The organism is Luteimonas salinisoli (genome assembly GCF_013425525.1).
GTDB lineage: Bacteria > Pseudomonadota > Gammaproteobacteria > Xanthomonadales > Xanthomonadaceae > Luteimonas > Luteimonas salinisoli.
On sequence record NZ_JACCKA010000095.1, the window covers coordinates 21118 to 45890 of the forward strand.

Genomic DNA, 24773 nt, shown 5'->3' on the forward strand with positions numbered 1-24773 from the left:
CCGGTGCTGATCCACCGTGCATCTCATCCATGGACGCGGCAACTCACTGATCCGGCTACAAATTCCTGGTTTGACCTGGATGGAGCGAAGCTGAATACTCCGTTTTATTGCCCCAGTTCGGGGTCTACTAAGCGTTAGCTGCCAAGGGGAGTTCCGAATGGACTGGCACATTTTTGCAACGATTGCAGCGCCGGTAGTTGCGCTCTTTGTTGGAGCGCTCCTTGACCGAAAGCTTGAGCGCCGGCCTAGATTGATCAGCTTTCTTTCCCATGCCACAGCCGTTCGGGTGAACCCGCCGGATGGGCAGCCATTCAACATCAACTCACATAGCATTGTTGTCCGGAATGCCGGCAGGCTTGCCGCGACAAATTTAAGGCTTGGGCATAACCACCTGCCAGCTGACTTCAGTATTTGGCCGCCATCGGAGCATGTCGTGAATCGCCGAGATGATGGAACAGCAGAGATTGTTTTTCCAACGCTTGTTCCCGGAGAACAGGTCGTGATCACCTATCTCTATCCATCGCCAACTACGTTCAGTCAAATCAACACGTACACAAAAAGCGATAGTGGCTTCGCGCAGATTGTCACGGCTCTCACGGCGCCAATGCAATCTCCAGCTGTCAAAGGCGCTCTTACAGGTCTTGCGACCTATGGTGCCATCATGCTGCTCTACAACCTTTGGCACGGAATTGTCTGGATTCGAGGGCTCACAGTTGGCAGCTAACAATTCATTCAAGCCGACGCGGTAGTTCCTACGGTTCAGTGGACACCCTGATCTCACTTCAGGAGTGTCTTCAATGCCCAAACCAGGTCCCAGAACGCCCTATCGATACAGCGACACCTTCAAAGCCACCGCCGTCCGGTTGAGCCAGCTTCCGGGCGTGGCGGTGCGTGACGTGGCCGAGTCGCTTTACATCCATCCCTTCATGTTGTCTCGTTGGCGCAAGCACGCACGCGAGGGCTTGATCGTGACCAAGGGGATCGAGGTTGACAAGGCGGTAGCGGCCGAGCTCAAGGCGCTGCGGCAGGTGAAGAAGCAGTACGAGCAGCTCAAGCTCGAGCATGCCTTTTAATGAAAGCCATCGCGTTCACTTCCAGTCCAAGGCCGACGTCTTCGCCTTCATCGCACAGCACGAAGAAGCCATGCCGGTGAGAGTGCTGTGCCGCTTGCACCAGGTCAGCCCGTCCGGCTACTACGCCTGGCGGCGCCGACCGGCCAGTCCTCGCGCGATCGAGGACGCGCACGTGCTGGAGAAGATCCGCGCCGTGCATCGCGACGGACGGCAAGCCTACGGCAGTCCGCGCGTGCACGCGGCGCTGCGCCGGCAGGGCGAAATAATCGGTCGGCGCCGCGTCGAACGCCTGATGCGCGAGGAAACCTGCGCGCTTGCTCGGCGCGGCTGTACCGACGGCGACCAGGACTGGCCCGATTCCTCTCCAGCGTGGAGAGCCGGGCGCACCGAGTCGAGACCGGCCGCGCCAACCAGGTCTGGGTGGCTGACGTGACATATCTGAAGGTCCAGGGCCAGTGGCGCTACCTGGCCACGGTGATGGATCGCCACTCCCGTCGCCTGCTGGGCTGGTCGTTGGGGGTCGACCGTACGGTGGCCCTGGCCCGCCGTGCCCTGGCAGCAGCGCTGCGGACGCGCAGGCCGGCCCCGGGGACGGTGCTGCACAGCGACCGGGGCATCGAGTTCCTCGCCCGCGGCTTCCGGCAGCGCCTGGCCCGTGCCGGACTGGTGCAGTCAGCCAACCGGTTGGGTCGCATGAACGACAATGCGCAAATGGAATCTTGGAACAAGTCGATGAAATCGGACATGTACCACCGCCGGACCTTCGACACCGACAGCGCCCTGCGCACCGCGGTCCGCAACTACATCGACTTTTACAATCACCGGCGTCTACACTCGGCTCTGGGGTACCGGTCACCGGTCGAGTACGAGCAATGCGCCTAACCCGCAGGTGTCCAATTTTGCGTAGGAAGTCCCCGCCGCTTCGCGGCGCGGCTTAATTCAGGTGATAGGCGCATCAATGAGCATCACAGCCGCATTGAACCACTTGCCCTCAATTCTCCCGGCAACTGTAATTGCCGCCATCATCATCTTTGTCACAAAAGAGGTGTTTGAGTTCTTTCGCCGGCGTAACGAGAGGGCTAGAAAGCTCTCGGCCATCAAACTGCTTCTCGCCGAGGAAATTGAAAAGAACCACTGGTCCCACACGTCAATGTTCAGAGTGCTTGGCACCATCAAGGAACTATCAGAGGATTTCCCAGAGGCCGAGTATCGGCTACACATTGCGCGTAACGGAACAGAACATGTTCGTGTTAAGCGCGAGCCAGAGGACACTTTCGAGTCAAATCAGTGGATCCCTAAGTTCCACGACGAGCAGTATAAAAAGCTTCTCCCCACGCTAGCGGAGCTCGACAAGGAACTGTTCACTCTCATCAACAGCACTTACTCTGAGCTTGCCGAGCTGACGCATTATCGTGATCTCTTACTGGGCTTCATCGCCGGGGAGGATGCGCCGCCAGGCCCGGATCTAACAAGGTCATTCCTGATTGACTTCGGAGACGAAAAGACTGACTACTTTGCGCATCTCAATGCTGCCTACCTCGCCCTCGCCGGCAAAAAGCTTGAGGGCTGGCGTCTCCGGTGATGCGCCTAACAATTCGTTCAAGCCGAAACCGCTTCGTTACGGCAAAGGCATGGCAGAGAGAGCCTGTCATGCCTTTGCCTCCACTACGCAGTTCGGCTTAACTCAGCAACTGTCTTGTGATCGGACGGCTCAGGCCAGGATTAATCCCTCCGCAAGCAGCTCATCGCGCCGGCGGCCGTTGATGATGCCGAGGAGCTTGCGCATGCAGGCCACCAGCGCGACCTTGCCCAGTTTCCCGCGAGCGCGCAGTTGTTGGTAGTGCGCCTTCATCAGCGGATCCCAGCGCACCGCCGAGAGCGTCGCCATGTACAGGGCCACGCGGACTGGTGCCCTCCCGCGCGCCATCGCCGCCTGCTGCTTCTGCGCCTGGATCAACACGACCACCTGGCCGCGCCGGCGCAACCAGTCGCGCAGCTCCCGCTGCCACAGCGGCGGCGCGACATGCCGGCGCGGGCGGTCGCCGAGCATCCGCGCCATGAGGGCGAGCAGCCGGGCGTCGATGGCATCGGTCTTGGCCAGTTCGCCGGTAGCCCGAGCAAAGTCACGTGCCTGGCGCGGGTTGACTCGGGCGATCCAGAGCCCGGCGTCGCAACAGGCCTCGAGCAGGGGCTCCTCGTAGCCACCGGTCGCCTCTACGACGGCCCGCTCGTTCCCCAGGGCCGCCGTTCCCCAGGGCCGCCAGGCGCTTGGCCAGCTTCCCGATCCCCGCTGGGTTATTGGAGAAGCGCGCCACACCCGTCTGCCCATCCACCGCAAGGTCCAGGTTGGCCTTGCCCACGTCGATTCCTGCTGCCCACATGCCCGTTCTCCGCTAGAGTTGGCCTGTCGAGAGCATCGCGCCTGAGGCCCACGCTTATCGGTTCGAGGGGAAACCTCGATCAACTGTTCGGGCGCAGGGCGCGAGATCCGGCGTGCGGCCCCTGCTGAGTTACGGTGGTGCTGAGACCGAAGCGTTATCGGGCGCGCACGCCGGGCTCTCTGCACCTAGCTAGGGGAAGTTCAAGACATAAGGCGTTAGGCGGCTATGCAATCTCACCTGATGAGAAGGAAGTACGTTACAGGTGGCAGCGTTCCACTTCTGTAACTACCAAGGAGAGCGATCATGACAATCAAACCCGGCCCCAAACCAATTGCCAAATCAACAGGGAAACCTGATAGACGTCGACGTGACAACAAGGACACGCCTGGAAATACGCCCTCTCTCAAACCTCATAAGCACAAGAAGGGCAAATGACGGCGGCAGTCGTTCCTTCAAATTGGGGCCTGACAGTTCATTCAAGCCGACCCTGCTTCAGGGCGAGACCTGATTCTGGCGTCAGGGCCCATAATCAAATAACGTCCGCACTGACCCCACTGCCTGATTCCTTGCCTTGGGCTTGAAGCTCAGTTGGGCGGTGGCGAATCGGGCCAATAGACTTCCCGCAGGCTACTGTCCAGTCGATCGGCCAACTCCTGGAAACACTGCGCCAAGGCGGCTGGCGCTAGCGACAGCTCGGCTATGGGCAGGTCGTCCTGCGGGGAGCGTGGTGCGGTCAGGCAGGCCAGCAGGCGTAGGCGGTCGCGGGTCTGTTGCAGTTCCAGGTGCACTTCTTCGGGCAGTCGGTACTCGCGGGCGCGTACCGTGAGCGAGCGTGGTTCCTTGCTCATGATGTGTTCCTCTAGGCGTGTGAAACGATCCTTGTCCAAGCCTCCATCGATATCAGCGTCGTCTGTCCCTCACCATGGACGATGTGGATCAGCATAGCATAAATAGTCTAATTTGGACTATTCCAATATAGCATCTAGGTTCTGGGGCGTTTCGCATCTTGAGCGACCATGCCCGCCTTCACTCACCGTCCTGAGTACCGCGCGTTGATCGGCGCTTTGAGGGAGGCAAGGCTGAAAGCCGGGCTCACTCAGATCGACGTGGCCGAGGCGCTGAAGACGACCCAGACTTTCGTTTCCAAGGTCGAGCGCGGTGAGCGCCGGATCGACGTCATCGAGTTCGCCGACTTCTGCCATGCCATCGGCATCGACCCGGGGGCGCTTCTGCACGAAGTGATCGGAGCGAGGCCCCGGGCCCGGAGCCGATCTCGTGACCCCGTGTCCTGACAGCGAACCACATCAATCTCGGCCATCGAATGTGGTGGCACTGAGAGATCCCCCTCGTCATCCAAGCCGGTTCCGCTTCGCGGCGCGTCTCGGTGCACACCGATTTGTTCGCAGACCGACTAGGGAAAACAAAGGATGTCAGAGACAAAGCCCTCGGTGTCAACGAACATCAGTTGCATCGATCGCTGTCTCCATCAAGTTGCGCTATCGTCGCGCGGAACGGACGAGATATTCAGGCCTTCCCTAGCAATTCGTTCAAGCAGAACCCGCTTCGCATCATCTTGTACCCGGGTGGTTCCGCGTTAACATCGACCTCGGAAGCGGCCCGGTGCAGATCGGACTAGCTAGGGTGCTAGGCAGTCAGTGGGGTGACAAAAATGCGCTTAAGAAGGGTAATTTGTCTGCCGGTCTTTCTTATCTTTCTTCTTGGCGGAGGTTGCGCTCGGGAAGAATCCGAGAAAATACACGCGCCAGATTCTGGAGAACATCCAGAAGCCGTTTCGAGCGCATTGCCTGAGTCCGGAATCACATACCTGGTTATAGACGAGAAAGTATCCGACACGCCTATCAAGACCCAGATTGAGCAGCAGATCGTCGTCTCTAGCGTCCCAACGAGGGCGGGACTCGAAGATGAAATCTTCAGACGCTATCGCTCCGCCAGGGCTCGCCGTGGCTTCCGTCACCACAACGTCGCGACCAATATCTACATATACGTCTATGGGACCAAAGAGCAGGCCAACGCGGGACAGGGGCTCTGGATTGGAATGATCGCGATGGGCCCGCTGGACAAAGAAGAACCTCGCGTTCTCATCAGTGAGGAGAGATTGGCTGCCCTCTCCCACGTGCCAGAAGAACGTTTTGGTCTCTCTGAGGAAGAGCGCAAGAAGGTTTTTCGCGAGTCGGCTGCGGCCGAAGACAGGGCGACCCGGGAGGCAATGGCGCGCGTTCCTGGCTCGCAGATCATGAAGCAGATCGACATGGAACGAGAACTCGAAGAGAAGTACAAGAATGAACTCGTACGGAAGTACGATCTAACGAATGAGCAGTTACAGGAGATCGTTGTCGAGGCAGCAATGAAGGGGTGGCCATACTGAATGCGAAATTTTTCTGTCTAGAAGCGGCTTGCGACGGACGGAACCTCTCGCCACCGCTAGGAGTTGTGGGTGCCTCCCCATTTAAGCCATCTTCATGTCTCCGAGCGGCTGACTCCAGGATCCAAGGGACGACATGATGGAGGTATTGTTACTTCCCGGGCTCGATGGCACTGCAACGCTGCTCGAGGCCTTTTGTTCTCGTCTCGGCGATCTCGGGGTTGCGGCCCGAGCCATTGCTTACCCGCCGGATCGTGCTCTGGGGTATCTCGAGCTCGAGGCAATCGTCCGAGCTCAGCTTCGCACGTCCAATCCCTTCGTGCTTCTAGGGGAGTCGTTCTCCGGCCCGCTGGCCATCCTCGTTGCTGCGAACGCGCCTGTTGGCCTTGCGGGGCTGGTCTTGTCCACCACGTTCGCGCGAGCGCCGGTGCCTGCACTTTCCCCCCTGGCGCCACTGGTGCGGTTCGCCCCGGTTCGGCCGCCCATGCCACTACTGTCCTGGTCACTTCTGGGGCCGTGGGCCACGCCCGCCCTCAGGTCGCAACTCGCTGCAGCGCTGCGCTCGGTCAGCCCGGCTGCCCTGCGCGCACGAGCTGCAGCGGCCATGCGCATCGATGTCTCGCAGCTTCTGCCGTCCGTGCAGGTTCCCGTGTTGCAGCTCGTGGCCGGCGAGGATCGCTTGCTGGTCCGGTCTGCATCGGAGGAGCTGGCGGCCAGCCTGTCCGACTGCCGCACGGTCGTGGTTGCAGGGCCTCACCTGCTTCTTCAGACTTCCACGGAGGCATGCGCTCAAGAGGTTGCCGCATTCGTGCGAGGCTTGGACCCCGATGATTCCTCCTGTTCGGCCCCGCCTCGCAGGACGCCTCAGGGATGACCGCCGAACGGCAGAAGGGCAGACGATTGAAGAAGACGAAAGAATTCTGGGACAGAAATGCGCCTCGCTACGCCAGGAGCCCGATTCGAGACGAGAAGGCCTATCGGAAGAAATTGACGATCACCCAGGAGTACTTCCGGCCGGACTGGTCCGTGCTGGAGTTCGGCTGCGGCACCGGCAGTACGGCGATCGTCCATGCGCCCTATGTGAAGCGCATCGATGCGACCGACATCTCGGACAGGATGCTGGAGATCGCCGAACGAAAGGCCGCCGAAGCAGGCGTCGAAAACATCAGCTTTCGCCAGGGCACCCTGGAGAGCCTCGCACTGGAGCCGGAAAGCTACGATGCCGTGCTGGGGCTCAACGTGCTGCACCTGCTCGAGGACGTCGAGGCTGCGATTTCGAGAGTGCATGGACTGCTGAAGCCAGGTGGGATCTTCGTCTCCAGCACCGTGCTGATCGATGACATCAATGCTGCTTGGCGAATGTTGATTCCCCTCATGCAGTTCGTGGGTTTCGCGCCCTACGTGAATCGCTTCGGCAGGCAGCAGCTCGTCTCGAGGTTGACCGATGCCGGCTTCGGCATCGATCGCGAATGGCAGCCCAGGAATGGGTCGGTATTCATCGTTGCCAGGAAGCGCTCGTAAACGACTCGACTCCATGGGAGGAATTTCATGATCAGCTGGGCATTCATCTTCGAGGCACCGGAGACCGATCCGGGGACCGATCGCCTCGTCATCGAGCGGGGCGGGGTACGGAGCATCGTGGTCGCCGTGCCGGAGCAGTCCGCAGTGGTCCAGGTGGCCGTGGACCTGGTGCGCGACGGGGCGCAGTTCATCGAGCTTTGCGGTGGCTTCGAGCCGGTCTGGGCCGGAAGGGTCGTCGAGGCGACGGGCGGGTCGGTGCCGGTGGGGTGCGTGGGGTATGCGGGGGGTGCGTCCATCGCCCGGCTGGCGGGGGTCTTCGCTCCGGAGGAGTGAGTTGCGCGTGGGCGCGCGTTGCGCCCTCTTGCGGCGATTCGGGCCGATCCTGTCGTTGGCGTCCTGGCGTCCTGGCGTCCTGGCGGGCTGTTGCGGTTGGCCGGGCGGGAGAGTCGGGGCGCTTCGCCGTTTCCGGCTTCGGGGGGTGGGCAGCCGAGCAAGCTCGGCTCTACGCGGAAGGGGGCCGGCCGGTGCTAGCTCGTATTCCAACGGGATATAGAATCTTGTAAATATTTCATTGGTACGGCATGGCGCACGGCGCCTATGCTCCGACGCAAGTCACATTCACGGCGCCCGTGCCAAGGGGACGCCGAGGGCCGGGGCCGGATGGCCTGCTTGCCGGCCCGTGAACCCCGGCCTCGGGCCGGGTGTGACGCGACCGGCCCGGCGCCGGACGCAGGAGCGCGGGAGGGGCGAACGACGGCGTAGACCGGAGAGCCCGTCCGAGGCACCACCACCGCCCGGGACCGCACTGCGCCACGGCGCCCGCGGCCCGGTCCGCAAGCGTCAGCCATGTGTCCTGGGAGGGAACAGCATGCAAAAGCGTCATCCTCGGCCGGCGGGTCATCGCGCCGCCCGCGCGCTCCGGCTCACCGCCATCGCCACCGCCGTCGCGCTGACGTTCAGCGCCCACGCCTGGGCGCAGCAGGCGCCCTCCGCGCCGGGCGCCGAGGAGGAGGATCCCGATGCCCGCGTGACCGAGCTGGATACGGTGCAGGTCACCGGCGTCCGCGGCAGCCTGACCCGCGCGCAGATCATCAAGGAAACCACCGACCAGATCGTGGATTCCATCGTTGCGGAGGACATCGGCAAGCTGCCCGACAACAACGTCGCCGAGGCGCTGCAGCGCATCTCGGGCGTGCAGATCCGGCGCAACAAGGGCGAGGGCAGCGAAATCGCCATCCGCGGCCTGACCCAGGTGCGCACCGAACTCAACGGCCGCGACGTTTTCACCGCAAACGCGGGCCGCGCACTGAGCCTCGAGGACGTGCCGGCCGAACTGCTCGCCGGCATCGACGTCTACAAGAATCCGAACGCCGAGCTGATCGAAGGCGGTATCGGCGGCCTGGTCAACCTGCGCACGCGCATGCCGTTCGATGCCGATGGCATGAGGCTCAGCGGCAGCTTCACCGTCAACCGCTGGGACTTGCGCGATTCGGTGCATCCATCGGCCTCGTTCCTGTTCAGCAACCGCTGGCTGACCGGCGTCGGCGAGATGGGTTTCCTGTTCAACATCGCCCGCCAGGAAGGCCAGTACCGCGAGGACCGCATCAACCTCGGCAGCTACCTGGTGTTCGACGATGTGCCCGGCTACGAGGGGCAGGAGGTCGTGATCCCCACCGAGATCGGCATGTACAGCCACTTCGGCGACCGCGAGCGCGACGGCCTGGCCGCGGCGTTCCAGTGGAAGCCGAACGACGACATGGAGATCTACGCGCAAGCGCTGCGTTCGGACTACAAGTTCCGCAACCGCGAGTACAGCGTCCGCGCCGGCAACTTCAACAACAACACCGACGACGTGGTGAACTGGTCCGGGAACGGCTGGGGCTTCGTCTCGCCGTCGATCCCCGGCTACGAAGCCTTCACCGATCCATTCGGCTTCACCCCGGATGGCGAGTTCCAGTACGGGACGTTCAACAACGCGCTGGTGACCACCACCGCGCGCATGGACTGGCGCAATTCGGTGACCAGCGACTACGGCGCGGGCTTCAAGTGGCAGGTCAACGACCGGCTCCACTTCTCCACCGATCTGCAGTATGTCGACGCCACCACCGAAAGCGTGAACTACTGGGTCGACCTGCTGGCGGGGCAGTTGGACGATCCGAACGACTGGCGTGGCTGGTCAGGGCTCTACGGCATGCCGCCGGTGATCGTGGACTTCCGCGGCGAGCGGCCGTCGATCAGCGTCGTCGACCAGGCCACCGGCCAGCCGATCCCGGGTTACATGAGCAACGTCGAGAACTACGCCGGGTGGATGTCCCACCTGGACAAGCGCGACGACAACGACGCCGACCAGATTTCGTGGCGGGCGGACGTGCGCTGGGATTTCGTCGACAGCGGCTTCCTGCGCGACCTGCGCTTCGGCGTCCGCCTGACCGACCGCGACTCGATCGTGCGCAGTTCCAGCTGGAACTGGCAGAAGATCCCGCCGCCGGGTTCGGACAACGCCTGGGGCACGTGGGCCGCGGTGCCCCTGTCGGAGTACCCGGACGCGTGCTACAGGCTGTTCCCCTTCGAGGACCATTTCCGTGGCCAGAGCGGCCTGCCGACCGGTTACGTGGCCTGCGACGAGATGGTCGCCGACTACGAGAACACCGTGCGCATGTTCGGCCATGATCCGGTGACCTACAACGCGCAGACCGATATTCGCGAGTTCGGCGAGAAGACCTATGCCGCCTACGCGATGCTGCGCTTCGGCAACGACAGCGGCCGCTTCCCCTGGGACGCGAACGCCGGTGTTCGCCTGGTGCGCACCGAGACCACGGTCGACGGCTGGGAGCGCGAGCAGGACGTGCCGGTGAACGAACTGGTCCCGGTCAGCGTGAAGCACGCGTACACCGACGTGTTGCCGAGCTTCAACTTCCGCATGTTCTTCACCCCGCAACTGCAGTGGCGCGTGGCCGCCTCGCGCGCGATGTCGCGGCCCAACTTCGACCTGCTCGATCCCTACGTGCACTTGGACAACACCTTCTTCGACTTCAACACCGGCGGCCTGTCCTACGCCAACCGTGGCAACCCCTACCTGGAGCCGATGTACTCCAATCAGTTCGACACTTCCCTGGAGTGGTACTTCGGCGAAGGCTCGATGCTGTACGGCACCGCCTTCTACAAGCAGGTCAAGGGCTTCTATTTCTACGACACGGTGACCGCCAACTACTACGACCCGGCGTACGAGGTGCAGGACACGCCGGACAGCTCGGCGCGCCCCTGCGTGGGCGCCGAGTGCGTGCGCCCGTTCGAGCTGCAGACCCGCACCAACGGCGAGGACGGCAAGATCAAGGGCCTGGAGGTCGGCTACCGGCAGATCTTCCAGTCGGGGTTCGGGTTCGAGACCAACTACACCTACGTCGACAGCAGCGCGCCGTCGCCGGACGCGCAGACCACCGACGGCATCGAGGTGGCCTACCTGCCGCTGGAGGGGCTGTCCAAGCACAGCTACAACGTGGTGCTGTTCTTCGAGCGCGAACGCTTCTCGGTCCGTACCGCGTACAACTGGCGCGATACCTGGCTGGTCACCACCCGGCCGCCGAATGCCGGCCATGTGCCGCAGTACCACGACGAGACCGGACAACTGGACGCGTCGATCCGATTCAACTTCGACGAGATCTGGTCGATCTCGCTCGACGGCACCAACCTGCTGGATGAGGAACGTTTCGACTACTACGGTAGCCCGAGCCGCCCCAACGGCTGGTACCTCAACGATCGTCGGATCGGTCTGACCGTCCGCGCCAACCTGGATCTGTAGCCTTCGCCGCCTCGCATCGTCGTCTCGCCTCCCCGGGGCGGCGGTGCGGGGGCCGGCGTTTCGGCGCCGCCATGCAGCCGCCGCGTGCGTGCGGCGCCGGCGTCGCCGGGCAGTCTGCGGCGGGCGGATGGCGGAGCCCGCGTCCGCGGCGACCGCCGCCCCGGCACCCCTGCGGGCGAGCCCGTACCGGCTCCATTCACGAGGAAACCGCTGCCGAGATGCCCGCGACCAGCCTTTCCCGCCCCCTGTACCGCCGGGCCAACGGCCGCGCAATGCGCACTCCCTCGGTGGGCATGATGGCCGGCCTGCTGGCGCTGGCGCTGCTGGCGGGTGCGACGCCGCGGGGAATCGCCGCGCCGGCACCGTACCAGTGGCGCAACGTCGCGATCGGCGGCGGCGGCTTCGTCACCGGGCTGGTGTTCCATCCGACGGAAGCCGGACTGCTGTACGCGCGCACCGATGTGGGCGGCGCCTACCGCTGGGAGGCCGCCGCGCGGCGCTGGGTGCCGCTGACCGACTGGATCGGCCACCAGGACGCCAATCTCGCCGGCATCGAGAGCCTGGCGCTGGATCCTTCCGACCCGCAGCGGCTGTACCTGGCCGCCGGCACCTACACCCACGAACGCGCCGGCAACGGCGCGATCCTGCGCTCGGCCGATCGCGGCGCCACGTTCGAGCGCAGCGACCTGCCGTTCAAGCTCGGCGGCAACGAGCTGGGCCGCGGCAACGGCGAACGCCTGGCGGTGGATCCCAACGACGGTCGCGTGCTGCTGCTGGGTTCGCGCGCGCACGGGCTGTGGCGCAGCGACGACCGCGGCGCCAGCTGGAACAAGGTGGACGCATTTCCGGCGCTGGCCGAGTCGGAAGCGGCGATGGCCGAGAACGACTGGCGGCGCCAGCACGTCGGCATCGCGTTCGTGGCGTTCGATCCGGACAGCGGCGAGGCCGGCGCGCCGACGCCGAAGGTGTACGCCGGCGTCTCCACGCGCCAGACCAGCCTGTACGTTTCCGAAGACGGCGGTGCCGGCTGGCGCGCGCTTCCGGGCCAGCCCACCGGGCTGCGGCCCAACCACATGGTGCGCGACGCGCGCGGCGACTGGCTGGTCAGCTACGGCGACGAGCCGGGTCCGGATGCGATGCACGACGGCGCGCTGTGGAAATATTCGCCGGCCGACGGCAGCTGGACCGAGATCACCCCCGCGCCGCAGTCCACCGACACCGAGGGCGACGGCTTCGGCTGGGGCGCGGTGGCGGCGGACCCGCACGATCCCGACACGATCGTCGCCACCACCTTCGGACGCTTCGGGCCGCACGACGACGTGTTCCGCAGCACCGACGGCGGCAAGACCTGGCAGCCGGTGTTCCCGCGTTCGGAGTTCGATCATTCGGCCTCGCCCTGGACCGCGCAGGCCACGCCGCACTGGATGGCGGATATCGAGATCGATCCGTTCGATCCGGACCGGGTGTGGTTCGTCACCGGCTACGGCCTCTGGGCCTCGCACGACATGACCGCGTTCGAGCGCGGCGGCACCGTGCACTGGCGCTTCGAGGACGCCGGCCTGGAGGAAACCGTGCCGCTGGTCCTGGTCAGCCCGCCGCAGGGGCCGCACCTGATCAGCGGGCTGGGCGACATCGACGGCTTCGTGCACGACGACCTGGACCGCACCACCGTGCAGTTCGCCGCGCCGCCGCGCTACAGCAACACCGAGAGCCTGGCCTTCGCGGGCCGGGCGCCGGAGGTGATGGTCCGCAGCGGCCATCTGCACGACGCTCGCGACGGCGTGGTGCTCGCGGCGCATTCGCGCGACGGCGGTCGCAGCTGGGCGATGTTCGCCGCCGAGCCGCCGCAGGGCGAGGGCGCCGGCCATATCGCGATCGCCGCCGACGGCAAGCGGGTGATCTGGCAGCCGCGCAAGGCGGGGCACTGGCGCACCGACGATTTCGGCGGACGCTGGCAGCGGGTGAAGGGGCTGCCGGACACCGCGGTGGTCGAGGCCGACCGGGTGGACGCGGCGCGCTGGTACGGGTTCGATCCGGCCAGCGGCAGGCTCTACCTCAGCGACGACGGCGGCGGCGAGTTCACTGAAGCCGCGCGCGACGCCGGCACGGCCGGCGAGGCCGAGGAGCGGTTCCGTGCGCAGCTCAGGCCGGCGCACGGCCACGCCGGCCTGGTCTACATCGCCGCGTCCCGGCGCGGGCTGCTGCGCTGGAACGCCGGCCGGCTGGAACGCCTGCCGGACGTCGACGACGCCCGCGCGATCGGACTGGGCAAGCCGAAGGACGGCAGCGAGACGCCGACGCTGTTCCTGTTCGGCGCGGTGCGGGGCGAGTTCGGCCTGTACCGTTCCGACGACGACGGCCGCGACTGGCTGCGCATCGACGACGATGCGCACCGCTTCGGCAGCCTGCGCAGCGTCGCCGGCGATCCGCGCCTGTACGGCCGCGTGTATCTCGCCACCGGCGGCCGGGGGATCCTGTATGGCGATCCGCGCTAGGCCCGCGCCGTCCGCCGGCGCGCAGCGATGGCTGGCGCTGTTGCTGGCCGCGGCGCCGCTGCTGGCGGCTGCGCAAGGCTATACCGCGCTGCCGCAGGAGCGCAGCGATCGCGACGACGAACCGGCCGCCGCTGAAGCCGCCGCGCCGCCGCCACCGGTGCTGACGAACCTGCCGGCGCGCCAGCGGCGCAGCCTCAACGGCGAATGGCAGGCGCTGGTGGATCCCTACGCCTCCGGTATCGGCGAGTGGAAGGCGGTGTGGAAGGACCGCACCGCGAGCGCCCACGACGACTTCTACGAATACGGGTTCGATGACGACGTCACCCTGGAGGTGCCGGGCGATTTCAACACCCAGCGGCCGGAACTGATGTATCTGGAAGGCTCGGTCTGGTATCGCAAGGCGTTCGAATACGACGCCGCCGCCGCGCGCCGCGAAGGGCGCCGGCTGTTCGTCCACTTCGGCGGCGCCAACTACCGCGCGGACGTGTTCCTCAACGGCGAGAAGCTCGGCAGCCACGAGGGCGGGTTCACGCCGTTCCAGTTCGAGCTGACCGAACGCGTGCGTGACGGCAAGAACCGCCTGCTGGTGCACGTCGACAACGAACGGCGCAAGGACGGCATCCCGGCGCAGGGCTTCGACTGGTTCAACTACGGCGGCCTGACCCGCGACGTGGACCTGGTGGAAACGCCGGCGACCTACGTCCAGGACTACTTCATCCAGCTGGCACCGGACTCGCTGCGACGCGTCGACGGCTGGGTCCGTGTGGCCGGCAGTGCGCCGCGACAGCCGGTGCGCGTGCGCATTCCAGAACTGGGCGTGGACGTGCGCGCGCAGGCCGGCGCCGACGGCCGTGCGCGCATCCGCTTCGAGGCGCCGTTCGAGCCGTGGTCGCCGGAGCGGCCCAAGCTGTATCGCGTGCACGTCTCCACGCCCGACGACGCGCTGGAGGAGGACATCGGCTTCCGCAGCATCGCCGTGCGCGGGGACGAGATCCTGCTCAACGGTGAATCGGTGTTCCTGCGCGGCGTCAACCTGCACGAGGAGATCGACGGCCGCCGCGCGTATTCCGAGGCCGACGCGCGCCGCCTGCTCGAGCAGGCGCGACAGCTGGGCGCCAACTTCCTGCGCCTGGCGCACTACCCGCACAACGAGCACCTGGTGCGCCTGGCAGACCGCATGGGACTGCTGCTGTGGCAGGAACTCCCGGTCTACCAGGGCATCGACTTCGCCGACCCCGACATGCGCGCCAGGCTGGATGCGATGCTGGCCGAGATGATCGGCCGCGACCGCAACCGCGCCGCTGTGGTGCTGTGGGGCATCGCCAACGAGACGTCCTCCAGCCCCGAGCGCGACGCGGCGCTGGCGGCGCTGGCGCAGCGCAGCCGCCGGCTCGATCCCACCCGCCTGGTCGGTGCGGCGCTCTACGGGCCGGGCTTCGACGGCAACACCCTGACGGTCGGCGATCCGCTGGTCGACGCACTCGACGTGGTCGGCGTCAACGAATATTTCGGCTGGTACACGCCCTGGCCGGTCGAACCCGAGCAGGCGGTGTGGACGCCGTTCGGCAAGCCGCTGCTGATCACCGAATTCGGCGCCGAGGCGCGCCACGGCCATCGCGGCAGCGAAGACACCGCCAGCGCCTGGAGCGAGGATTTCCAGGCGGCGTTCTATCGCAAGCAGCTGCGCATGCTGGCCGGCGTCCCGTTCCTGCGCGGCGTCGCGCCCTGGGTGCTGGCCGACTTCCGCTCGCCGGTGCGCCTGCACCCGTTCCAGCGCGGCGCGCACGGACACGGGTATAACCGCAAGGGGCTGCTGTCCGAACATGGTGAGCGCAAGCAGGCCTGGCAGGTGATCCACGACTACTACGAGGAGGTGCGACCGTGATGCGGCGTTCGAGCTGGATCGTGTTGCTGCTGTCGCTGGTCGCAATCGCGGCGCAGGCGCAGGCGCAGGCGCAGGCGCAGGCGCAGGTGGAGCTGCCGCTGCTGTTCTCCGACGGCGCGGTGCTGCAGCGCGACCGGCCGCTGCCGGTCTGGGGCTGGGCGGCGCCGGGCACCGCGGTGCGGGTCGCTTTAGACGGACGACAGGCCGATGCGGTGGCGGACGCCGACGGCCGCTGGTCCACGGTGCTGCCGGCGCATGCCGCGGGCGGGCCGTTCGAGATCACGGTGACCGCCGGCGACGAGACGGTCACCGTGCGCGACGTGCTGGTCGGCGACGTGTGGCTGGCCTCCGGCCAGTCGAACATGGAGTGGCCGCTGCTGCAGACCGAGGATGCCGAGGCCGAGATCGCGCGCGCCGACGATCCGCTGATCCGGCATTTCAAGGTGCCGAAGTCGTGGGCGGAAGCGCCGCAGGCGCGGCTGGGCGGCGGCGCCTGGGCCGCGGCCTCGCCGCAGACCGTCGGCGACTTCTCCGCGGTCGGCTACCACTTCGCGCGCGAACTGCGCGCCGCCACCGGGGTGCCGGTCGGCATCATCGACAGCACCTGGGGCGGCAGCGCGATCGAGGCCTGGATGGACGCCGACATGCTCGGCCTGGACGCCGCCGCGCTGGCGGAAAAGATGCGCGGCAAGCGCGAGGCGGACGCCGAAGTGGAAGCGCGCACGCGCGGCCTGATCGCGGGCTGGCCCGAGACCGCCGCCGGCGGAGCCGAACTGGCCGTGGCCGAACTGGATACCGGCGACTGGGCCGACATCGAGGTGCCGGCGATCTGGGAAGCGCAGGGCTATGCCGGCATGGACGGCGAGGCCTGGTACCGCACCACGTTCGAACTGAGCGCCGGCGAGGCCGCGGCCGGCGTGACCCTGGGCCTGGGCCAGATCGACGATAGCGACCGCGCCTGGGTCAACGGTCAGCCGGTCGGCGGCATGGACAACGCCTGGAACACGCCGCGCGAGTACCCGGTGCCCGCGGCGGCGCTGCGTGCAGGCACGAATACTCTCGCGGTGCGGGTCACCGACACCGGCGGCGGTGGCGGCATCGCCGGCAGCGCGGACCAGCTGTACGTGGCGCCGGCCGGCGGCGCGCGGCGTCCGCTTGCCGGCGAGTGGAAGTTCCGCACCACCGCCGTCACCGTCTCGCTGCTGGACGACAAGAACCGGATCGGCACCCTGCTGTACAACGCCATGATCCGCCCGCTGCAGCCGTATCCGCTGCGCGGCGCGATCTGGTACCAGGGCGAGACCAACGCCTCGCCCGAAGGCGCCTGGCGCTACCGCGAGCAGTTCGCTGACATGATCCGCGGCTGGCGCGGCGACTGGAATGCGCCGGAACTGCCCTTCCTCTGGGCGCAGCTGGCCAGTTTCGTTTCCGACGGCGACCGCACGGATGCCGAAGGCCGCGTGCTCGAAAGCCCGTGGGCGGTGCTGCGCGAGTCGCAGACGGCGACGCTGGCGCTGCCGGCCACCGCACAGGCGGTGACGATCGACGTCGGCGACGCGCACGACATCCACCCGCGCGACAAGCGAACGGTCGGCCGTCGCCTGGCGCTGGCGGCCCGCCATGTCGCCCATGGCGAAGACCTGGTGTTCTCCGGGCCGGTTTACCGCGCGGTCGCGATCGAGGGCGACCGCGCCGTGCTGCGTTTCGACCTGCAGGGCAGTTCGCTGGCGGTGCGCGGCGGAGGCGAGGCGGTGCATGGCTTCGAGATCGCCGGCGCCGACCGCCTGTTCCATCCGGCGCAGGCGCGGATCGCCGACGACGCCGTCGTGGTGCGGAGCGACGCGGTGCCGGCGCCTGTCGCGGTCCGCTACGCCTGGCGCGACAACCCCGAAGACGCCGACCTGGTCAACCGCGAGGGCCTGCCGGCCTCGCCGTTCCGTACCGCAGAGTGGTGAACCGAATGACGAAGACGATCCCCGTTGCTGCCCCCATCGCTGCCCCGCCTCACGCCGTAGAGCGGAGCTCGCTCCGCTGCTCTCGGCTCCGGAGCCCGCGCAGCGGAGCAAGCTCCGCTCTACGGGGGGGGAGCAGGCCTTCGCGGAAATGGAACGCCTTCCTGGGTGCCCGGGGCCTTGCCGGCGTGCTGCTCGCCATGCTGCTCGCAGGCTGCGGCGGCAGACAAGCCGCGGACGACGATGCGAGCGCCGAAACCGCCGCCCCCGCGTCGGCCAGCGGGCAGGCCAGCACCGAGGCACCGAGCGGGCAGACCGCCACCGAAGCGCCGATCCCGCAGCTGGTCACCGAGAACGGCCGCCACGCGCTGCTGGTCGACGGCGCGCCGTTCCTGATCCTCGGCGGCCAGGTCAACAACTCCAGCAACTACCCGGCCGCGCTGGACATGGTCTGGCCGGCCATGGATGCGCTCGGGCCCAACACGGTGATGGTGCCGATCGCCTGGGAGCAGGTCGAGCCGGTCGAGGGCGAATTCGACTTCTCCTTCGTCGATACCCTGCTGACGCAGGCGCGCGAGCGCGAACTGCGGCTGGTGCTGCTGTGGTTCGCGACTTGGAAGAACAATGGCCCGAACTACGCGCCGGCCTGGGTCAAGCTGGACAACGAGCGCTTCCCGCGCGTGATCACCGCCGAGGGCGAGACGCTGAACTCGCTGTCGCCGCTGGCCCCGAGCACGCTGGAGGCCGACACCAAGGCGTTCGTCCAGCTGATGCGTCACCTGAAGCAGGCCGATCCGCAGCGCACCGTGATCATGGTGCAGCCGCAGAACGAGCCCGGCACCTACGGCGCCCCGCGCGACTTCTCGCCGCTGGCGCAGCGCGTGTTCGACGGTCCGGTGCCCGAGGCCTTGGCGGCGGGGCTGGACCGGGAGCCCGGCACCTGGCGCGAGGTGTTCGGCGACGACGCCGACGAGTTCTTCCACGCCTGGCACGTGGCGCACTACATCGACCAGGTGGCGGCCGCCGGCAAGGCCGAATACCCGCTGCCGATGTACGTCAATGGCGCGCTGCGCGATCCGTTCGACCCGGGCCTGCCGGGCCAGTACGAAAGCGGCGGCCCGACCGACAATGTGCTCGACATCTACAAGCTCGCCGCGCCCAACATCGACCTGCTGGCGCCGGACATCTACATGCGCGAGTACGAGAAGTACACCACCGTGCTGGAGCGCTATTCGCGGCCGGACAACGCGCTGTTCGTCGCCGAGACCGGCAACGATACCCCGTACGCGCGCTTCTTCTTCTCCGCGCTCGGACAGCAGGCGATCGGCTGGGCGCCGTTCGGCATCGACTACACCAGGTACTCGAACTGGCCGCTGGGCGCCAAGCGCCTGGACGAGGAGACGCTGGCGCCGTTCGCGCTGAACTACGCGCTGACGCGGCCGATCGCGCGGCTGCTGGCCGAGAGGAGTTTTCAGGGCAAGGTGCACGGCACCGCCGAGCAGCCCGGGCAGCCGGTGCAGCTGCTCGAGCTCAACGCGCGCTGGAACGCCTCGGTCATGTACGGCGTGCCGCAGTTCTGGTTCCAGGGCGAGGCGCCGGGCAACCCGGAACCGATCGGTGCGGCGCTGATCGTCGAACTCGGGCCGGACGAGTTTCTGGTCACCGGCTATCACGCGCGGGTGACGATATTCCCCGCCGACGAGACGGTGAACATGATCTACGACCGGGTGGAGGAAGGGACCTACGACGAGGACGGCCAATGGCGGTTCCAGCGCGTCTGGAACGGCGACCAGACCGACTACGGCCTGAACTTTTCCAGCGCCGTGCAGCTGCTGCGCGTGAAGCTGGCGGAATTTTGAACACTGATGGGAGTGGAACCATGAGACATACGAACTGGCTGGCGCTGCCGCTGGCTGCGCTGCTGTCAGCCTGCGGTGCGGAAGGCGCATCGCAGCGGTACCAGACCACCGACCAGGGCGTGGTGGTGCGGCCCGTCGCCGAGGGTGCGGCCGCCGTACGCCTGCAGGTGGTGAGCGAGCGCATCGTTCGCGTCAGCGCCGATCCCGAGGGCGCATTCGAGCGCACGCCCAGCCTGATGCGGGTGGAGGACGCGGGCGCCGCGCCGGCGTTCGAGGTCGCCGAGGCCGACGGCGCGGTGCGGTTGAGCACCGCGCAGGTCACCGCGGAGGTCTCGCTGCAGGACGGCCGGGTGCGCTTCCTCGACAGCGACGGCCAGCAGATCCTCGCCGAGGTCGCGAGCGGCCGCGGCTTCGAGCCGCTGGAGGTGGAGGGCGAGCCGTATTTCAGCATCCGCCAGCGCTTCGAGTCGCCCGCCGACGAGGCGATCTACGGTACCGGCCAGCACCAGCAGGGCTGGGTGAACCTCAAGGGCCGCGACGTCGAGTTGCTGCAGCACAACATCGACAACGCGGTGCCGTTCCTGGTCTCCAGCCGCAACTACGGCCTGCTGTGGGATAGCAACGCGATCACCCGCTTGGGCGATCCGCGCGGCCTGCAGCCGCTGCCGCAGAGCCTGAAGCTGTACGACGCCAACGGCGAGGAGGGCGCGCTGACCGCGCGCTACTCGGTCGACGGCGAGCTGAAGCTCGAGCGTCGCGAGTCCGAGGTCGACTACCAGTACATCAAGGACCTGGAGAATTTCCCCGAGGCGCTGAAGGGCGGCGACGGCCGGGTGCAGGCGAGCTGGGAGGGCGCGATCGAGGCGCTCTCGCCGGGCCGCCATACCTTCTCGCTGTACGGCAGCGAATACATCAAGCTGTGGATCGACGACGAGCTGGTCATCGACCGCTGGCGGCAGAACTGGAATCCGTGGCACCACGAGTTCGCGCTGCAGATGCAGCCCGGCGAGCGCCACCGGCTGCGGATCGAGTGGGACCTGATCGACCCCAGCTACATCGCCCTGCTGCACCGCGACCCGCTGCCGGAGGACGAGGCCGGCGACCTGTCGCTGTGGTCCGAGGCCGACCAGTTCATCGACTACTACTTCGTCGCCGGCGACTCCGCCGATGAGGTGATCGCCGGCTACCGCGCTCTGACCGGCAAGGCTGTGCTGCTGCCGAAATCGGCCTACGGCTTCTGGCAGAGCCGCGAGCGCTACAAGACCCAGGACGAGCTGCTCGACGTGCTGGCCGAGTACCGCCGCCGCGAGCTGCCGATCGACAACATCGTGCAGGACTGGTCGTACTGGCCGGAGGACGCCTGGGGCTCGCACGATTTCGATGCCGCGCGCTTCCCCGATCCGAAGGGCATGGTCGACCGGGTGCACGCACAGAACGCGCGGGTGATGATCTCGGTCTGGCCGAAGTTCTATCCGCAGACCGAGCACTACAGGGAACTCGACGCCAAGGGATACATCTACAAGCGCAACGTCGAAGTCGGCGAGAAGGACTGGATCGGCGAAGGCTATCTGAGCTCGTTCTACGATCCGTATGCCCCGGAGGCGCAGGCGATCTACTGGCGCCAGCTCGACGACAAGCTGAATTCGCTGGGCTTCGATGCCTGGTGGCTGGACGCGACCGAGCCCGACCTGCATTCCAATCTCGACGTGGAGGAGCGCAAGGCGCGCACCACGCCGACCGCGCTCGGGCCCTCGGCGGAGTTCTTCAACTCCTATTCGCTGCCGCACGCCGAGGGCGTGTACCGCGGCGATCGCGCCGCGGACCCCGACAAGCGGGTATTCATCCTCTCGCGCAAGGCGTTCGCAGGGAGCCAGCGTGCGGCGACCGCGCTGTGGAGCGGCGACGTGGTCTCGCGCTGGGACGACCTGCGCGAGCAGGTCGCCGCCGGCGTCAACACCTCGATGGCCGGGCTGCCCAACTGGACCTTCGACATCGGCGGCTTCGCGGTGGAGAAGCGCTACGAGAACCAGGACCCGGCGCACCTGCCGGAATGGCGCGAGCTCAACACCCGCTGGTTCCAGTTCGGCGCGTTCGTGCCGCTGTTCCGCTCGCACGGGCAGTTCCCGCACCGCGAACTCTGGAACATCGCCCCGGCCGGCACGCCGTACCACGACAGCATGGCGTACTACCTCAGGCTGCGCTATGCGCTGATGCCCTACATCTACACCCTGGCCGGCGATACCTACCACCGCGACGGCAGCATCATGCGCGCGCTGGCGATGGACTTCCCGGACGATCCCGAGGTGCGCGACATCAACGACCAGTACCTGTTCGGTCCTGCGTTCCTGGTCAGCCCAGTCGGCGAGTTCGGCGCCACCAGCCGCCCGGTGTACCTGCCGGCCGGCAGCGCCTGGTACGACTTCTACAGCGGCCGGCGCTTCGATGGCGGCCAGCGCATCGACGCCGACGCGCCGCTGCAGCGGATGCCGCTGTTCGTGCGCGCCGGCGCCATCGTGCCGAGCGGCCCGGTGCAGCAGTACGTCGACGAGCGGCCGGATGCGCCGCTGACCCTGACCGTGTACACCGGCGCCGATGGCGCGTTCTCGCTCTACGAGGACGACGGCGACAGCTACGACTACGAGCAGGGGCGGTTCAGTCGCATTCCGCTGACTTGGAACGAGGACGCCGGCGAGCTGTCGATCGGCGCGCGCGAGGGCGGCTTCCCCGGCATGCAGGCGCAGCGCGAGTTCCGGGTGCGTTTCATCGAAGGCCCGCGCGACGATGCCGGCGACCTGGAGCCCGGTGCCGACGTCGTCGTGCAGTACGCGGGCGAGACGATCGCCGTGCCGCGCCGCGGAATGACAACCCCGGGACCGGCCGGGCATGATGAATGACCACCGGTAGACAACCAGAGTCGGGGGAGGGGTTCTTTGGCTAACGAGCACCGCAGCGGGCGCGGCCCCGGTCGCGCCGGCACCACCGCACCTGCCGATCCGGCCCGGCGCGAACTGTTCAAGGGCGTGGCGGCCGGGCTGGCGATGGCCGGCTTCGGCGGCATGGCGGCCGCGCAGGCGCAGGGACGGGAAGCGGCAGGTCCGCCGGAGCCTGCCGCACCTGCCCGGCATGCCGATGGCGATGCGCTCACGCTCCGGTATGCGCGCCCGGCCACGCAATGGGTCGAGGCGCTGCCGCTGGGCAACGGCCGCCTCGGCGCGATGGTCTGGGGCGGCGGCAAGTACGAGCGCCTGCAGCTCAACGAGGACACGCTGTACGGCGGCGGCCCCTACGATCCCACGCCGCCGGAGGCGCTGGCCGCCCTGCCGGAGGTCAGGCGGCTGATCTTCGCCGGCCGCTACGCCGAGGCCGAAGCGCTGGCCGATGCGAAGATGATGGGCGATCCGATGAAGCAGATGCCCTACCAGCCGCTGGGCGACCTGGCGCTGGACTTCTTCGAGGTGTCGGACATCGGCGATTACCGCCGCACGCTGGACCTGGACAGCGCGCTGGCGGGCACTACCTTCGAGAGCCGCGGCATGCGCCACCGGCGCGAGGTCTTCGTCTCGCCGGTGGACCAGTGCATCGCGGTGCGGCTGAGCGGCGACAAGCCCGGGCGCGTCGGCGTGCGCATCGGCCTGGAGAGCGACCAACAGTCCGAGGTCGTCGCCGACGGCGACGCCGGCCTGCTGCTGCGCGGACGCAACGGGTCCAGCCGCGGGATCGAGGGGCGGCTGCGTTTCGCCCTGCGCCTGCGCGCGCTGGCGCAGGGCGGCCGCATGCAGCGGCAGGGCGACCGCATCGAGATCGTCGAGGCCGACGAGGTGGTCCTGCTGCTCACCGCCGCCACCAGCTACCGCCGCTACGACGACACCGATGGCGATCCCGAGGCGATCACCCGCGTGCAGCTGGATGCCGCGGCGCGCAAGCCCTGGCGGACGCTGCTCGAGGACCACCTGGCCGAGCACCGCCGCCTGTTCCGCCGCGTGTCGATCGACCTGGGCCGCACCGCCGCCGCCGACCTGCCCACCGACGAGCGCGTGGCGCGCTTCGCCGAAGGCGACGATCCGGCGCTGGCCGCGCTGTACCACCAGTTCGGCCGATACCTGCTGATCTGCAGTTCGCGCCCCGGCAGCCAGCCGGCGAACCTGCAGGGCATCTGGAACGACCTGATGGCGCCGCCGTGGGAGAGCAAGTACACCATCAACATCAACACCGAGATGAACTACTGGCCCAGCGAGGCCAACGCGCTGCCCGAATGCGTGGAACCGCTGGAGCGCATGCTGTTCGAACTGGCCGAGACCGGCGCGCATACGGCGAAGGCAATGTACGGCGCGCCCGGCTGGATGGCCCACCACAATACCGATCTGTGGCGGCAGACCGCGCCGATCGACGGCGCCAAGTGGGGCCTGTGGCCGCTGGGCGGCGCCTGGCTGCTGCAGCAGCTGTGGGACCGCTGGGACTACGGCCGCGACCCGGAGTACCTCGAGAAGATCTGGCCGCTGTTCAAGGGCGCGGCCGAGTTCTTCGCCGCCACCCTGGTGGAGGACCCGAACACCGGCGCGATGGTCACCGTGCCGTCGATGTCGCCGGAGAACGTGCACCCCCATGGCGCCTCGGTCTGCGCCGGTCCGTCGATGGACGCGCAGATCCTGCGCGACCTGTTCGGCCAGTGCATCGAGATGAGCGAACTACTGGACACCGACCGCGACTTCGCGCTGCGGCTGTCCGCGCTGCGCGAGCGCCTGCCGCCGCACAAGGTCGGCCAGGCCGGCCAGCTGCAGGAGTGGCAGGACGACTGGGACATGCAGGCGCCGGAGATGGATCACCGCCACGTCTCGCACCTGTACGCGCTGCATCCGTCCAGCCAGATCAACCTGCGCGATACGCCGGAACTCGCCGCCGCGGCGCGGCGCTCGCTGGAGATCCGCGGCGACGAGGCCACCGGCTGGGGCATCGGCTGGCGCCTGAACCTGTGGGCGCGGCTGTGGGACGCCGAACGCGCCTACCGGATCCTGGGCATGCTGCTCAGCCCCGCGCGCACCTATCCCAACCTGTTCGACGCGCATCCGCCGTTCCAGATCGACGGCAACTTCGGCGGCACCGCGGGCATCACCGAGATGCTGCTGCAGAGCTGGGGCGGCACGATCTTCCTGCTGCCGGCGCTGCCGGCCGCCTGGGCGCGCGGCGAGGTGCGCGGCCTGCGCGTGCGCGGCGCGGCGGGCGTGGACCTGGCCTGGCGCGACGGCCGGCCCTGGCGCGTGCGGCTGACCAGCGACCGCGGCGGCACCTATGCGCTGGCCTGGCGCGACAGCGCCCTGACGCTGGCCCTCGCCGCGGGCGAGACCGCCGAATTGCGCCTGCGCGGCGACCGCCTGGCGCGCGCATGAGCGATGGTTGCGCTACCTTTCGATCTCGACGCGGCGATCGG

Annotated in this window: 19 protein-coding genes and 1 pseudogene; 18 read left to right on the top strand and 2 right to left on the bottom strand. The window is 67.3% G+C overall.

All coding sequences use genetic code 11. From position 1 onward, the window contains the following. The first annotated feature begins 157 nt into the window (after window positions 1-157). From H0E84_RS19935 to H0E84_RS19955, 5 genes are all read left to right on the top strand, one after another. Window positions 158-724 carry a hypothetical protein gene (locus tag H0E84_RS19935; protein ID WP_180680414.1) on the top strand — a complete coding sequence of 189 codons (567 nt, stop codon included), beginning with the start codon at window positions 158-160 and terminating at the stop codon, window positions 722-724. Window positions 725-797: 73 nt separating this feature from the next. Beyond that, a complete protein-coding gene (locus H0E84_RS19940) occupies window positions 798-1073 on the top strand; it encodes a transposase (protein WP_180680415.1) in 276 nt (91 codons plus the stop codon). Continuing rightward, window positions 1063-1506 (top strand): IS3 family transposase, encoded by a 444-nt coding sequence (locus tag H0E84_RS19945; protein WP_180680416.1) that lies wholly within the window; start codon window positions 1063-1065, stop codon window positions 1504-1506. The genes H0E84_RS19940 and H0E84_RS19945 overlap by 11 nt, the downstream gene beginning before the upstream one ends. Further along, window positions 1503-1955 carry an IS3 family transposase gene (locus H0E84_RS19950; protein WP_345776359.1) on the top strand — a complete coding sequence of 151 codons (453 nt, stop codon included), beginning with the start codon at window positions 1503-1505 and terminating at the stop codon, window positions 1953-1955. The genes H0E84_RS19945 and H0E84_RS19950 overlap by 4 nt, the downstream gene beginning before the upstream one ends. 76 nt (window positions 1956-2031) lie before the next feature. Further along, window positions 2032-2655: a hypothetical protein gene (locus H0E84_RS19955; protein ID WP_180680418.1), complete on the top strand. Its 624-nt coding sequence runs from the start codon at window positions 2032-2034 to the stop codon at window positions 2653-2655. A 129-nt stretch (window positions 2656-2784) separates the two neighbouring features. On the opposite strand, the pseudogene H0E84_RS19960 reads toward H0E84_RS19955, so the two are convergent. Next, a pseudogene (locus tag H0E84_RS19960) lies at window positions 2785-3454 on the bottom strand (IS110 family transposase). A gap of 303 nt (window positions 3455-3757) precedes the next feature. On the opposite strand from H0E84_RS19960, the gene H0E84_RS20615 reads away from it, so the two are divergent. Further along, entirely contained in the window at window positions 3758-3889 is a 132-nt protein-coding gene (locus H0E84_RS20615; protein WP_257644334.1) for a hypothetical protein, read from the top strand. Window positions 3890-4038: 149 nt separating this feature from the next. Here H0E84_RS20615 and H0E84_RS19965 read toward each other — a convergent pair whose 3' ends face one another. Beyond that, window positions 4039-4302, bottom strand: a complete 264-nt coding sequence (locus tag H0E84_RS19965; protein ID WP_180680419.1) for an XAC0095 family protein — start codon at window positions 4300-4302, stop codon at window positions 4039-4041. A 168-nt stretch (window positions 4303-4470) separates the two neighbouring features. Between H0E84_RS19965 and H0E84_RS19970 the strand changes: the two genes are divergently transcribed. From H0E84_RS19970 to H0E84_RS20020, 12 genes are all read left to right on the top strand, one after another. Continuing rightward, window positions 4471-4746, top strand: coding sequence for a helix-turn-helix domain-containing protein (locus H0E84_RS19970; RefSeq protein WP_180680420.1), 276 nt, complete (start codon window positions 4471-4473; stop codon window positions 4744-4746). 368 nt (window positions 4747-5114) lie between these two features. Further along, window positions 5115-5840, top strand: a complete 726-nt coding sequence (locus H0E84_RS19975; protein WP_180680421.1) for a hypothetical protein — start codon at window positions 5115-5117, stop codon at window positions 5838-5840. A gap of 136 nt (window positions 5841-5976) precedes the next feature. Next, complete coding sequence (locus H0E84_RS20910) at window positions 5977-6711, top strand: alpha/beta fold hydrolase (RefSeq protein WP_425600517.1); 735 nt, start codon at window positions 5977-5979, stop codon at window positions 6709-6711. After that, the gene (locus H0E84_RS19980; RefSeq protein WP_219339859.1) at window positions 6708-7358 is read left to right on the top strand and encodes a class I SAM-dependent methyltransferase; all 651 of its coding nucleotides are present in this window, start codon (window positions 6708-6710) and stop codon (window positions 7356-7358) included. The genes H0E84_RS20910 and H0E84_RS19980 overlap by 4 nt, the downstream gene beginning before the upstream one ends. 27 nt (window positions 7359-7385) lie before the next feature. After that, window positions 7386-7691: a DUF6506 family protein gene (locus tag H0E84_RS19985; protein ID WP_180680422.1), complete on the top strand. Its 306-nt coding sequence runs from the start codon at window positions 7386-7388 to the stop codon at window positions 7689-7691. Window positions 7692-8226: 535 nt separating this feature from the next. Continuing rightward, a complete protein-coding gene (locus H0E84_RS19990) occupies window positions 8227-11157 on the top strand; it encodes a TonB-dependent receptor (RefSeq protein WP_180680423.1) in 2931 nt (976 codons plus the stop codon). Window positions 11158-11375: 218 nt separating this feature from the next. After that, window positions 11376-13652 carry a cellulase gene (locus H0E84_RS19995; RefSeq protein ID WP_257644335.1) on the top strand — a complete coding sequence of 759 codons (2277 nt, stop codon included), beginning with the start codon at window positions 11376-11378 and terminating at the stop codon, window positions 13650-13652. Further along, window positions 13636-15537: a glycoside hydrolase family 2 protein gene (locus H0E84_RS20000; RefSeq protein ID WP_219339860.1), complete on the top strand. Its 1902-nt coding sequence runs from the start codon at window positions 13636-13638 to the stop codon at window positions 15535-15537. The genes H0E84_RS19995 and H0E84_RS20000 overlap by 17 nt, the downstream gene beginning before the upstream one ends. Next, window positions 15537-17492 (top strand): sialate O-acetylesterase, encoded by a 1956-nt coding sequence (locus H0E84_RS20005; protein ID WP_180680424.1) that lies wholly within the window; start codon window positions 15537-15539, stop codon window positions 17490-17492. Before H0E84_RS20000 ends, H0E84_RS20005 begins: the two co-directional genes overlap by 1 nt. Window positions 17493-17689: 197 nt before the next feature. Continuing rightward, window positions 17690-19348: a DUF5597 domain-containing protein gene (locus H0E84_RS20010; protein ID WP_180680425.1), complete on the top strand. Its 1659-nt coding sequence runs from the start codon at window positions 17690-17692 to the stop codon at window positions 19346-19348. Between the two features lie 20 nt (window positions 19349-19368). After that, window positions 19369-22242, top strand: a complete 2874-nt coding sequence (locus tag H0E84_RS20015) for a TIM-barrel domain-containing protein (RefSeq protein WP_180680426.1) — start codon at window positions 19369-19371, stop codon at window positions 22240-22242. 144 nt (window positions 22243-22386) lie between these two features. Further along, window positions 22387-24732 (top strand): glycoside hydrolase family 95 protein, encoded by a 2346-nt coding sequence (locus H0E84_RS20020; protein ID WP_180680449.1) that lies wholly within the window; start codon window positions 22387-22389, stop codon window positions 24730-24732. Window positions 24733-24773 lie beyond the last annotated feature (41 nt).